The sequence below is a fragment of the uncultured Brachyspira sp. genome (assembly GCF_910578695.1).
Lineage (GTDB): Bacteria > Spirochaetota > Brachyspiria > Brachyspirales > Brachyspiraceae > Brachyspira.
This window is the reverse complement of sequence record NZ_CAJTQJ010000011.1, coordinates 46360-59332: the sequence shown is the minus strand read 5'-3', so window position 1 is coordinate 59332 and position 12973 is coordinate 46360. Positions and strand designations below refer to the sequence as shown.

Annotated in this window: 11 protein-coding genes; 6 read left to right on the top strand and 5 right to left on the bottom strand. The window is 26.4% G+C overall.

Annotated features, from left to right (window positions below; genetic code table 11):
- Positions 1–128: 128 nt before the first annotated feature.
- The 3 genes from QZ288_RS05175 to QZ288_RS05165 all read right to left on the bottom strand — a co-directional run bounded on the left by QZ288_RS05175 (position 129) and on the right by QZ288_RS05165 (position 1864).
- Positions 129–791, bottom strand: a complete 663-nt coding sequence (locus QZ288_RS05175; protein WP_295155912.1) for a Fic family protein — start codon at positions 789–791, stop codon at positions 129–131.
- Positions 745–1509, bottom strand: a complete 765-nt coding sequence (locus QZ288_RS05170; RefSeq protein WP_295155909.1) for an ankyrin repeat domain-containing protein — start codon at positions 1507–1509, stop codon at positions 745–747. The genes QZ288_RS05175 and QZ288_RS05170 overlap by 47 nt, the downstream gene beginning before the upstream one ends.
- A 196-nt stretch (positions 1510–1705) precedes the next feature.
- Positions 1706–1864, bottom strand: a complete 159-nt coding sequence (locus tag QZ288_RS05165; RefSeq protein ID WP_295155907.1) for a hypothetical protein — start codon at positions 1862–1864, stop codon at positions 1706–1708.
- 350 nt (positions 1865–2214) lie between these two features.
- Here QZ288_RS05165 and QZ288_RS05160 point away from each other — a divergent pair, with 350 nt between their 5' ends.
- The 3 genes from QZ288_RS05160 to QZ288_RS05150 all read left to right on the top strand — a co-directional run bounded on the left by QZ288_RS05160 (position 2215) and on the right by QZ288_RS05150 (position 5876).
- The gene (locus QZ288_RS05160) at positions 2215–4050 is read left to right on the top strand and encodes a hypothetical protein (protein WP_295155904.1); all 1836 of its coding nucleotides are present in this window, start codon (positions 2215–2217) and stop codon (positions 4048–4050) included.
- 184 nt (positions 4051–4234) lie between these two features.
- Entirely contained in the window at positions 4235–5368 is a 1134-nt protein-coding gene (locus QZ288_RS05155) for a chorismate mutase (RefSeq protein ID WP_295155901.1), read from the top strand.
- The gene (locus QZ288_RS05150; RefSeq protein WP_295155898.1) at positions 5361–5876 is read left to right on the top strand and encodes a shikimate kinase; all 516 of its coding nucleotides are present in this window, start codon (positions 5361–5363) and stop codon (positions 5874–5876) included. Before QZ288_RS05155 ends, QZ288_RS05150 begins: the two co-directional genes overlap by 8 nt.
- Here the strand turns inward: QZ288_RS05150 and QZ288_RS05145 are convergent.
- Both QZ288_RS05145 and QZ288_RS05140 read right to left on the bottom strand, forming a co-directional pair.
- Positions 5860–6525, bottom strand: a complete 666-nt coding sequence (locus tag QZ288_RS05145; RefSeq protein ID WP_295155895.1) for an AAA family ATPase — start codon at positions 6523–6525, stop codon at positions 5860–5862. The two genes, QZ288_RS05150 and QZ288_RS05145, sit on opposite strands and share 17 nt — an antisense overlap.
- A gap of 18 nt (positions 6526–6543) precedes the next feature.
- Complete coding sequence (locus tag QZ288_RS05140) at positions 6544–8664, bottom strand: alpha-amylase/4-alpha-glucanotransferase domain-containing protein (protein WP_295155892.1); 2121 nt, start codon at positions 8662–8664, stop codon at positions 6544–6546.
- 192 nt (positions 8665–8856) lie between these two features.
- On the opposite strand from QZ288_RS05140, the gene glmS reads away from it, so the two are divergent.
- From glmS to QZ288_RS05125, 3 genes are all read left to right on the top strand, one after another.
- On the top strand, positions 8857–10683 hold the full coding sequence (glmS, locus tag QZ288_RS05135) for a glutamine--fructose-6-phosphate transaminase (isomerizing) (RefSeq protein WP_295155889.1): 1827 nt from the start codon (positions 8857–8859) through the stop codon (positions 10681–10683).
- Between the two features lie 188 nt (positions 10684–10871).
- Positions 10872–11903, top strand: coding sequence for a deoxyguanosinetriphosphate triphosphohydrolase (locus QZ288_RS05130; RefSeq protein ID WP_295155887.1), 1032 nt, complete (start codon positions 10872–10874; stop codon positions 11901–11903).
- 52 nt (positions 11904–11955) lie between these two features.
- Positions 11956–12900, top strand: coding sequence for an alpha/beta hydrolase (locus QZ288_RS05125; RefSeq protein ID WP_295155884.1), 945 nt, complete (start codon positions 11956–11958; stop codon positions 12898–12900).
- Positions 12901–12973: the final 73 nt, after the last annotated feature.

Genomic DNA, 12973 nt, shown 5'->3' with positions numbered 1-12973 from the left:
GTTATTAAACTTGTATCAATACTTCCGAGATTGATATTTTCATCTCTTACTAATTTTTGTAATTCTTTTTTAGTTTTTGGTTTAAATTCTTTTTCCATTTTTTCTCCTATATGTCTGCTTTTTTAATTTTAGTTTTGCTTAATATTTATAAAAACTAATTCTTCAAGGTTTTGTAGTATGCCTCTCATTGCTCTATTTAATGCGATAACTTGCTTTCTTCTGTCTATACTATCTATATCAAAATTGATATTTAAAGATTTGGCAAACATTTCCAAAAATATCCTTGAAGTTCTGCCGTTACCCTCGCGAAATGGATGCAAAAAATTAAGTTTACTCCAAAGATTTGCTAATTTTTTGCTATAAAGTTTGCGGCTTATGTTTATAGAATATTCAGCCCCACTATGCAAATTATTAAGATAAGTTTGAGTGATTTTACTAGAAGCAGAAAATATAGAATCTGCATAGCTTTCAAGCTCATCTCCGCGGCAAAACTGTATAATATATTTGCTCAATTTACCGCTAAATCCTAGCTCATATCTATCTTTGCCTGCCCATTCAAAAATATCTTGAAATATATAGCAATGTATTTGTTTATATTGAGCGTAACTAAAATCTTTAAAGTCCCAAAATGCGATATCTCGCTTTAGCTCTATGGCTCTAAGTTTTGTGAGTTCCCGCATTTTGGATTCCAGCTCCTTACCGCATAGCCCAAGCTTATTATATGTTATCAGATCATCAAAGCTGCTATTGTTGTTTAGCTGCATAGGCTCGCATTTGTTCTTTAAGCTCATCCCACTCGTCAAGAGGCAAAATATCTCTTATCCACTCATCTGGGTCAGTCTCATAGCGATAGTCTTCTTCTCCGTCTTCGTTTATGCCTGTATAAACTGCGGGCTCGTCCCAAATTTCATTTTCACATAGCTCTATATAATGATTAAATCCTTCTATAACTTGCTCAACATCTCCTCCTGCTTTATCTATGAGAATCTCAACTACAGGCGGCATTTTTTCATTAATAAAATCAAGTTTCCACGCTTCTAAGACTGATTTCAATACGATACTCCCATTGCTATATGTAGTATCTAATAAGCTTTCATCACTAATATTATTTTCTTCAAATCCTTGCAGGATAGAATCTTTAGTGCCAGTCAAATAAAAAGGAATTTCTCTTTTGTCATTGTCATCATCATATTCTTCTTTATATTTGCCGTGTTTCTCCTGCCAAGAATTTCTAATAATATCAATAATCTTAGCCGTATCAATATTATCATATTCATACGCTACATTGAAAGGTGTCTTGCCATCATTATTACGTATAAATGGGTTAAAAGAACTGCCTATCATTGCAGCTGCATCGTATTTGTCTAATCTTGCTGCATGATGAAGCAATGTATTGCCATCTTCATCTTGCCTATTTGCCAACTCCTCATCAATAATTAAGATTTGAAGCGTATCAAAATCATCATTTTCTAACGCCTTCAAATAATGTTTAAAATTTTTTTTTTCCATTTGGTTCTCCTTTTTATATATTATTTTTAATTATACACATTTTTTATTATTTATTTATAATTCAGATACAAAATAATATTTAATTGCTTGCTTACATACCTGACTTAAGATATATAATGTACAAGATAGATTAATAATCTTTAAGAGAGATGACATAATTTGTATAATTTTGTATTTTATATATGATATTTGTTTATTACCCTCCAAAAATTATTTTTAGGAAGAGGGTAATTTTTATATAGTTTAATTCCGATTTTGTAAATTTACAGACGGCAGATTTTTTAAAATAAAAATGCTGTGCTGTGCTGTGCTGTGCTGTGCTGTGCTGTGCTGTGCTGTGCTGTGCTGTTATCATACTATTCTCCATTGCAACATTATAAATTGATGCAAATATATATCATAATTTCTATTTAATGTCAAATTATTAATTATTTTATTAATGATAGCAATAAACTCCCTGACAAGCAACTTCCTGTTTATAGCTTTAATAAGTATTGCTATTATTAATAATGTCAGGCACTCACAACTTTTATATTTGACTTTATAGTATTTTTTTATACAATCATCATACATATTTAAAACCTGATGACAGTATTGATTGAATTATAATTTTAATGTATTATAATGATTTAATTGAGTTTAATGATTTAATGCGAATAAAAAATTTAAGGCAGCGATGAAATTTTATAAGGAGCATAAATTATTATGAATATAAAATCACTTCCAAAATGGGATAATTATTATATAAATACTGATAAAAATTATAAATTTCAAGCTGATAAAAAAGAACGTCCTCCATTAACAGGAAAAAATAGATATGTTCCTCAAGGACTTTATGATGAAAAATGGGGCAATGTTTATGATGCTTATGGCAAAGCAGATTTAACACCTTATTATATAGAAGCTCTAACAAGCGATGATGATAATGATGTTAATTTCGGAGTGTACGGACTTTACTCTGCTGCTACTCATCAAGGAAGTGTTTATAAATCTTCAAAAATGGCTGTTCCTTATTTGGCTGATTTACTTAAGCTTAATAATAATGCTTCAGAATGGGGATGTATATTTCTTGCAAGAATAGCATTAGGGGAAAGTCATTTTATAAATACACCATTCTTTTATAAAACTAAATATTATGGTACTGTTAAAAAATATAAAAATGAAATACTTGATTATTATAATAAAAGCAATTCACTTGAGGCTATGAGATTATTATGCTTTATTTCAAACTCTTTAGATGAAATATTAAATTTTTCTTATGATGAATGTTTAAAATTAGAAAACGGAAATAAAAATAATGCTTATATCCGTCAGGCTTCAACTTTATTAATACAAGGTTTTACATCTGCAAAGCATAATTATAAAATTTCTAATAAGTACTATTATAAAGAATATCCAAATATTAGCGATATTAATAACATAAAAAAATTAAAAGTTAATAAACATATTGAAGAAGTTTATAATATTATGAACAGCAGCAAATCTCTTTTAGTAAGAGCCTCTGCTGCAATTTGTTTAGCTTATACAGGAATATTTAATAAAGATATTTCAGATTTACTTTTATACATAGCTGAAAATAATTGTTCAGGTGTTGATTGGGTATGGGACGATAATTTTTCTAATATTGCAAAATATGCTTGGATATATTCCAGCGATATTGAAACATTATTAAGCATTGAAGACATCAAAACAAATACTAATATTGAAGATGATGTTAATAATAATGATATATTGATAGAAGCTGTTATAAGAGTTTTTCCATATAAAGATAAAAAAGAAGAATTAGTAAACCATAATTTGAATGATATACAAAAAAGAGTATTAAAAAAAATAGTTGATAAAGCTCCTAATTTGCTTGGAAGTTATCATATAGAAGCTATTAATATGCCTTTAAATATTGAAGCTGCAAAAAGACTTATAGATGATGATTATATAAAAAATAAAATTCTATGCAGAATAATTGATTCAAAACCTTTATGGTATATGATAGAAGAATCACTTATAAAAAAAGATGAAAAAACTATTACAAATATTCTTATTAATAATAATGTAGATGCAATGAAATTATTATTTGAAATATATGCTCCTATAAAAAATACTATTATTCCTATACAAAATATTATTAATAGAGAAATAATAGAAAATACTTTAAATATATACAGAAGTTTTGATGATAAAAAAATATTAAATGAAAATAACAGCATTCTTTTATCTTCTATAGCTGACTGCCTATCTATTAATATAGAAAATTATAAAAATGAAATATTTAATTATTTGAATGAAACATTAATAAAAGTAAATGATTTTGAAGATGATTATGATTATGATGATAAATTAAATGGAGAATATGTCGGAGTATTTTTGCTGACATTAGGGCGTTCAAAATTATTAGATGAAAAATATTATAAATTAGTTCGTCCTTATCATAAATATATTGAATATTCAGTTTTTCCAAGCAAATTATTTTTTGAGCTTTTAGGCTATACATCTTTAGAGCATCAGGAAATTATAAAAAAACAATTCAATATAAAAAATATTTAAAATTCTGTCACATACTAAATAACATAATATAGAAGTGATAATTTTTATTAAATTTAGAGCTTATATAACTTATCAAAATAAAATTCTTTACAATTTGAAATCTATTTAGTATAATGTTAATTATTATTAGTATGATATTAATTGCAATAATAAAAAAATATTAATTTAAAAAAAAGGAATTATTATGCTCGCTGAAGAACTGCAGGAATTAAGAAAAGAAATTGACAAAATAGATAAAAAAATAGTAAATTTAATAGATGAAAGAATGAAAATAAGCATAAAAGTGGGAGAAACAAAAAAGAAATACAATGCTCAAATATTTGATCCTAAAAGAGAAAAAGAAGTTATACAAAATAAAATAAAATTACTTGAAAATAAAGAATTATCAGGATTAATTACAACTATTTACAGCGAGATAATGTACACTTCAAAACAGCTGCAGAAATATTTAATTGACAAAAGCGATGACAATAAAAACAATAATAATAAAAAAAATAATAATAAAGAGAATATAAAATATAATGAAAAAATAGTTTATCAAGGAAGAGAGGGCGGAAACGGATATGAAGCTGCATTAAAATTCTTCGGAGAAAATGCCAATCTTATAAAAAAAGAAAATTTTGATGATGTACTTGAAAGTATAAGAAATGGGGAGAGTTATTACGGAGTTCTGCCTTTAGAAAATTCTTCCACTGGTATGGTTAATGAGGTTTTGGATATACTTGCTGATTATAACTGCAAAATAGTAGGGGAAATTTATCTGCCTATAGAATACGGACTTATGGCAAAAAAAAATACCTGTATAAAAGATATTAAAAAGGTTATATCTCATCATCAGGCTTTGAAGCAATGCTCTAATTTTATAAAAGCAAATAATTTTGAAACTATTACAGCATCAAATACTGCCGAAGCTGCTTTTATAGTTTCAAATAGCGATGATAAAAATACGGCATCTATTTCAAATAAAAATGCTTATAAATTTTATGATTTAGAAATGCTGGAAGAAAATATTGAAAATATAAATGGAAATACTACCAGATTTATTATAGTAGCGAATTATGATAATGCTTTAAAAAACGGTAATAAAATGACTATAAGATTTCTGCTTCCGCATAAAAATGGAAGTTTGGCATATTCTTTAAATAAATTAAAAAATTTTAATTTGGTTTCTATAGTTAGCCGCCCTCATACTGAAAGAAAATGGCAGTATTATTTTTATGTTGATATGACAGGCGATTTTGACAGATATAAAAAAGAATTTGAAGAGTTTGAAAAAAGTACTGAGAATTTAATTATTTTAGGAATTTATGATGAATAATAAAACTATATTCTTAATAGGGCTTCCAGGCTGCGGAAAAACTGCTTTATCAAAAATGCTTGCTGAAAAGTTAAATTATAGTTTGTATGATACGGATTCCTATATAGAAAAAAAAGAAAATAAAAATATAACAAATATTTTTGCGGATAACGGAGAGAATTATTTTAGAAATATCGAAAGCGAAGTATTGGAAGAATTAAGTAATTTTAATAATGCTGTTATATCTACGGGAGGAGGTATAGTATTGGCAGAAAAAAATAGAAAAATTATGAAATGTAAAGGAGTATCCGTTTTTATAGATAGAAATCCTGATATTATACTCAAGAATATAAATGCTGAAGAAAGACCATTATTGGCAAAAAATAAAAATAAACTGCTTGAACTTTCCAAACAAAGAGATGATTTATACAGAGAAACAGCACATATTATATTTACGCATAATACTTGGGAAGATAATATAGATAATACTTTTATGAAATTTTATGAATATATTAAAATAATTCTTTAATAATTTCAGGATATTTAATATATTCTATTTTTTTATTTTCTGCTTCATTATCAAATTCTGTCATATAAACTTTTATAGGTTCTACCTGACTTCTAATATAATTGATAACATTATTTGAAATAAATAAATCTTTTTTTATATTTATTATGATAAAAGGTATTTTAAAGCCTCTGGTATGAAATAATTCAGTCTGCTCTAAAGCTGAATGTATAATATTAGAATCATATTCTACAATAGGTATTATATGAATCTCATTTTCTTTTTCTATATCTAATATCAGATCCATAAAATTATAATTTTCTTTTATAGGAGTATATAAAGATAATGATTCAAACACCATATAATCATAAATATCTTTATTTTCATATATTAAATCTGTAATATCCCTTTCATCTATTTTTGTATTGATACTATGAAAAGGCGATATATTGCCGTTAGAGGCATAAGAAACAAATATTTCTGAAGCTTTTAGAGCAGTTTTATTCTTTACATATTCGCAGTCAAACAATTTATTACCTCGTACTCCCATAACAAAAGGCTTGTAGTAACATACTGTTTTATTGAGCATTTTTAAAGATGATGCTATATGAGAAGAAATATATGTTTTACCTGCACCAATCTTATCAGATATAATACAAAATAGTTTCATCAAAATTACCCTTAAAATTTAAATATCTTTAACAATTACTTTTATTTTATATTTTATTTTCTCATTAGCTTTTAAATATGTTTTTCTGCAGCATACTATAGTAGAATTCTGATAATTCATTTCAAGTTTATCAACAGCATCAGATATTGTAAAATTAGGCATATATAAAAATTCAGTTTCTTCGCTTGCTTCCATTAATATTTTAACCTTTATATATCCCTCATCAGCCATACCGAAAACTGTACCGCTATATTCTCCGCAGTATGAAAGATTATTAGATATTTTTTTATCGCCTCCTATATAATATCTGTCAGGTTCATTCCCTGCAAGTAAAGTTATATTATTTTCTAGGGCATATACAAACTCTGTATCCTCATTAGATTTATTTTCTATAATAGATTCAATATGAAAACTTCCGTCATTATTTACTATATACCTTTTCATCAAACGAATATCTTTTCCATTAACTTTAGAAATTTTTTCATAAGATACTGTTGCATAATCTTTATTAATAAGATTTTCTACATTATCATAATGTAATTTATAAAAGTCAGCATTTTCTTCATATTTTAATAATTGAAACTCCTCTGCAGAAGGCATTTTATTTAAGAAATGATCCACACCGAATACTTTTTCATTTTTATCAAATACCAAATATTTAGCTATATTATCATCAATTTTTTTACCTATTTCATGTATTGATACATGTTCATTATCATCATTTTTATTATTAGAATTTCTTAAAGCAGCTATATGATAAGCCTCCTCTCTTCTTTTAATACAGTCTATTAAATTTATAGGATTTTCTTTTTTCAAATCCCATTCTATTATAGAGCCGCTTAAAGTATGGAAAATTAATCCCGAATTTTCACAGGAAATCATAATCTCATCTCTGCCGTCCATATCAAAATCTAAATTATGACTTAAAAAATATTTTCTTCCGTAAATTTTTTCCAAAGATATAGAAGCAGCCTTAATCAAATTTGAATAAGTGGCATGTCTTAAATTATTGAGATAAAGCCCGCCAAATGTACCATGCCAATAAGGGCAGTTACATTGTCCTTTAAGTAAATATTCTAAAGCATTTTCCTTTTCTTTATAATTAGATTCAGTAATTTCTCCTATCATATTAGAAACAAATATCATTCTTTTATTCATTCTATTACTTTCAGAATATTTGCTGAAGAAATTTCTCCAAAAACCTCCTCTCATAAATCTGCTTATAATCTCATTATCTTGAGATTTTTTTAATTCTTCTTGTTTTATGTGAAATTCATCTTGAACTTTGGCAGGAAGCACCCAAGTAAGCATCTCTTCATAAGAACCTGTTGGTATATAAATTTTTGATATAGGATAATATTTTTCCATATATTCACTATATGTAGTAGTAATGATTGTATCTTTTTCTCTAGTAAGAGCATCAAAAAACTTTTCAAGCCATTTATCTTCATAAACCCATTTTTGTGTTCCAGGCCAATCTCCGTATTTTTCTCCGTCATCATGAAGAACCACAACCCTATCGCCTTCTTCTGTTGCTATTGATTTCAAATATTCAATAGACTTTTCAGCTTCTCTGAAAGGTACTAAATAACGAAGCTCCTGAGATATTGGAAATATATTTAATTTGTAATTTTCACTATCAGTTATAAAATATCCGAACATATTTTTAGTATCTATCCCTGCAGTCAAAAACTGAGAGTCATCAAGCATTATATATTTTATTCCATTCATAGCTAAATTTTTAACTAATGAAGGCTCCCAAACTCTCTCGGCAATCCAAGCACCCTGAGGAGTAATATTAAATTTATCTTCTATATATCTATTTAATTTTTTTATTTGTATATCTTTATCCTTATCAGGTATTGAAGGCATTATAGGTTCATAAAAACCGCCGCTTTGTATTTCTATTCTTTTTTCTTCAGCAAGTCTTTTTAAAGTATAAATATGTTCAGGATGATTTTTCTCAATCCATTCTAATAAACATCCTGTATAATGAAAATTAAATTTGATATCTTTATACTTTTCTAATATTTCTAAAAATGGTTTATAAGATTTTTGATATGTACTTTCAAATACAAAGTCAAAATTACCTACAGGCTGATGATTATGATTTCCTAGTATTAGATTAATAGTTTTCATGATAATACCCTATTCAATTTGAAATTTATTACTCAGCAATTTCGTAATAATAAATATTAACATAATTCTATACTAAATAAGTCTTTTTGTAAAGTATTTGTTTAAAATATTACTCTAAACAGTATTGACTTTTTATTTTTTTTTATTTATTATATATAATTATCAAAAAACTAGAATTTTAAGGATTTTTATATGTGCGGAATAGTTGGATATATAGGCGATAATAATGCTTCGGATATATTAATGCATGGATTATCTTCTTTAGAGTACAGGGGATATGACTCTTCTGGTATATCTATAGTTGATTCTAAAAATGATATTATCACATTCAAATCTGAAGGAAAACTTGAAAATTTGAAGAATATTTTAAAAGACGAAAAAAATATAATATCAAATATAGGAATAGGACATACAAGATGGGCAACTCACGGGGCACCGTCAGATATTAATGCTCATCCTCATTTTACAGAAAGACTTTCGCTTGTACATAATGGTATTATAGAAAACTATAAAGATATAAAAAATGATTTGATAAAAAAAGGATATAAATTTTTATCAGAAACTGATACTGAAGCTGCTGCCAATTTAATAGATTCATTATACGAAGGAGATCCTTTAACTGCAATAAAAAAGGCTTTAGAAATTATAGAAGGTTCATACGCATTCGCTATAATTTTCAAAGATGATATTAATAAATTATATGCCGTTAGAAAATCAGCTCCTTTAATAGCTGCTTTGGGAAAAGGAGAAAATTTTTTAGCATCTGATATACCTGCAATATTAAAATATACAAATAAATATGTTTTAATAGATGACGGAAATATAGTAGTTTTAGAAAAGGATAAAATAAATATATATGACAATAATTTGAAAAAAATAGACTATGAAATACTTGAAGCAAATTGGACTATAGAGCAGGCTGAAAAATGCGGATATGATCATTTTATGCTTAAAGAAATTAATGAGCAGCCTAAAGCACTTCTTGATACTATAGAGCCTAGAATAGTTCATGGGCTTCCTAATTTTGAAAGAGACGGAATTGAAGATGAAAGTTTTTGGACATTTTTTGACAGAGTATATATAGTAGGATGCGGTACTGCTATGCATGCTGCTATGATAGGAAAAAGACTTATAGAAGATAATTGCAGAATACCCGTAGAATGCGAAATAGCTTCTGAGTTTAGATATAAAAATCCAATACTGACAGAAAAAACTCTTTCAATATTCATATCTCAGTCAGGAGAAACTGCCGATACTTTAGCGGCATTAAATTTAGTTAAAGAAAAAGGATACAAAACTTTAGCTATAGTAAATGTAAATAGTTCTTCAATAGCAAGAAATGCTGATTATGTTATATATACTTATGCAGGACCTGAAATATCAGTTGCTTCTACAAAAGCTTATTCTGTACAAATGGCTATAATGTATTTAATAGCTTTTAAAATAATATCTGCAAGAAATATTAAGGATAACGATTATATCAAAATACTTATAAAAAATTTACTTAATACTATTGATTCTGTAAATAAAGTACTTTCTATGAATGATGAAATAAAGAGTTTATGTTTAGATTATAAAGATGTTAATAGTATATTCTTTATAGGCAGAGATTTAGATTATTATCAAGTTATGGAAGGAGCTTTAAAGATGAAAGAGATTAGCTATATTCATTGCGAGGCTTATGCAGGAGGAGAGCTTAAACACGGAGCTATATCTCTTATCGTAGATAATACTCCTGTAGTGGCATTAGCTATACAGGAAAAGATACTTAGTAAGATGATAAGTAATACAAAAGAAGTTATATCAAGGGGTGCTGATGTTTTACTTTTTGCTAAAGAAGATGCTGATATAGATAAAGATTCATACAAAAAAATAATTTATCTGCCTAAAGTTGAAGATATGTTTATGCCTATAGTCTCTATAGTAGCATTGCAATTATTAGCTTATCATACATCTGTAATTAGAGGATGTAATGTTGATAAGCCTAGAAATTTAGCTAAAAGTGTTACAGTAGAATAATATAAAATAAAAAATCTTGTATTTTATTAAAAAATATTTTTTAAATACAGGATTTTTTTATGTATATAATATATTAATAAATAATTATTATAATTGTATTTTTTTATTAATTGATTTATTATTAACATAATTTTTAAATATTTAATTTTATATTATAAGTATTTAATTTTATATTGAAGGAATATATTTTGAGAACTATAAGACTTGATATAGAAACCAGAGAGAAAAGTTTTTTATCCCCTGCCGCAGCATTTTCATCAGACAGCAAAGGAACAGCATATCCGAGAGAAAAAGATGATATAAGAACAATATATATGCAAGACAGAGACAGAATAGTACATAGCGAATATTTTAGAAGATTAAAAGATAAGGCTCAGGTTATAATGCTTTCCGTAGGAGATTTCAGAACAAGACTTACACATACACTTGAAGTTATGCAAATAGCAAGAAGCATAGCAAGGGCATTGAGACTAAATGAAGATTTAACAGAAGCTATTGCATTCGGGCATGATTTAGGACATTCTCCATTCGGACATGCAGGAGAAAAGGCTATATCAAAATATTTTAAAGGTTTTCATCATTCTTCGCATTCTTTAAGAGTAGTAGAACATCTTGAAAAAGGCAAAGGACTTAATTTAAGTTTTGAAGTAAGAGACGGCATTATAAAACATACAAAAGGAAAAAATGGAAAACTTATAGCAAGCTCATCAGGACCTGCTACTAATGAAGGTATGATAGTAAGGATATCTGATACTATAGCTTATGCCAATCACGATGTTGATGATGCTATTAGATACGGACTTCTTAAATATGAAGATTTACCTAAAGATATTGTTAATGTTCTCGGAACTACTTATGGAGAGAGGGCTGATACTATGATTATGGGTGTAATAGAAGCAAGTATGGAAAAAATGGAAATTGATATTGATAAAAAAGTTTTAAATGCTGTTAATAATTTAAGGGCTTTTATGTTTAAAACTGTTTATGAGAGCAAAGCAATATTAGAAGATGTTGAAAGGGTTAATAGAATAATATCAACAATATTTGAATATTTATTAAAGCATAAAGAAATCATAGAGGAAGATACTTTATTTAAAAAGGCAAATATCCCCTATAACAGCGATGAAGAATTAGTAAAAGATTATGTTGCTCATCTTACAGATTCAGAGGCTATTAATCTTCATAAAAAAATTACTTATGGAAAATTTAATTATATTTAATAATAATTTTATAAAACATAACATTAATAAATAATAGCAGAAGAATGAAATTATGGACATATTTTTTGAAGAGTATGTTAAAATAAATAACATAGAACAATATTTTATACATTATCCTAAAAAATCAAATGTAAGTTTAATATTTTTACACGGAGGACCCGGTGATTCTGAAAGATATTTTCTATATAAAATGCATTCAAAAAGCCAAAATTATAATTTAATATATTATGATCAAAGAGGAACAGGAAAAACTCAATCAAAAAATAAATCATTAGAAAAAGATATAACTGCAGAAAATTTATTACTAGATTTAAAAGAAACTATTAATTATGTTAAGTTAAAATATAATTCTAAATACATTATATTATTAGGGCATTCTTGGGGCAGTGTTTTGGGAATAGAGTTTATAAAGAAATTTCCTAATTTAATATCTGCATATATTGGTATGGGGCAGATTATAAGTTTTCAAAAGGGAGAAAAAGCAGGATTTGATCACTGTTATGATATTGTTCAAAAGAGTAATAATAAAAAATACATAGAAAAAATTAACAAGCTAAAAAACTATCCGTATATTATAAATAAAGATAATGTATTTAATATATTCAAAAATTTCAGGGAAATACAAATAAAATATAAATTAGCAGGATATTATGAAGGTAATGATAAGCTCAGTAAAATCATAAAGCAAAGTCCTATATATTCTATAAAAGATGCTTTTAACTTTCAGCCTTTAAATTTGAATAAAAATCTTATACATTATCTAATAAATTATGATACAAGCAAGTTCTCAAATTTCAATATACCTATATTTTTTATATGCGGTGCTAATGATTGGCAGGTTCCTACTATAATTGTAAGAGAATATTATCAGACAATAAAAGCCCCTGATAAGGATTTATTTATTACTGAGAATGCAGGACATCTTTTAAATATAGAAAATACAAAAGATTATAATATTATAGTAGAAGGTATATGCAGCAGAATTAGCGGCGAATAAACAAAATAATTATAATATTTTATTATTTAAATATATTAAAATATACTTTTCATAATTTTTATATTTAGATTTA

What these genes read in the sequence shown, in the direction of transcription:
- QZ288_RS05175 (WP_295155912.1), bottom strand. Translation starts at nt 791, where the DNA reads ATGAGCTTAAAGAACAAATGCGAGCCTATGCAGCTAAACAACAATAGC.
- QZ288_RS05170 (WP_295155909.1), bottom strand. Translation starts at nt 1,509, where the DNA reads ATGGAAAAAAAAAATTTTAAACATTATTTGAAGGCGTTAGAAAATGAT.
- QZ288_RS05165 (WP_295155907.1), bottom strand. Translation starts at nt 1,864, where the DNA reads ATGATAACAGCACAGCACAGCACAGCACAGCACAGCACAGCACAGCAC.
- QZ288_RS05160 (WP_295155904.1), top strand. Translation starts at nt 2,215, where the DNA reads ATGAATATAAAATCACTTCCAAAATGGGATAATTATTATATAAATACT.
- QZ288_RS05155 (WP_295155901.1), top strand. Translation starts at nt 4,235, where the DNA reads ATGCTCGCTGAAGAACTGCAGGAATTAAGAAAAGAAATTGACAAAATA.
- QZ288_RS05150 (WP_295155898.1), top strand. Translation starts at nt 5,361, where the DNA reads ATGAATAATAAAACTATATTCTTAATAGGGCTTCCAGGCTGCGGAAAA.
- QZ288_RS05145 (WP_295155895.1), bottom strand. Translation starts at nt 6,525, where the DNA reads ATGAAACTATTTTGTATTATATCTGATAAGATTGGTGCAGGTAAAACA.
- QZ288_RS05140 (WP_295155892.1), bottom strand. Translation starts at nt 8,664, where the DNA reads ATGAAAACTATTAATCTAATACTAGGAAATCATAATCATCAGCCTGTA.
- glmS (WP_295155889.1), top strand. Translation starts at nt 8,857, where the DNA reads ATGTGCGGAATAGTTGGATATATAGGCGATAATAATGCTTCGGATATA.
- QZ288_RS05125 (WP_295155884.1), top strand. Translation starts at nt 11,956, where the DNA reads ATGGACATATTTTTTGAAGAGTATGTTAAAATAAATAACATAGAACAA.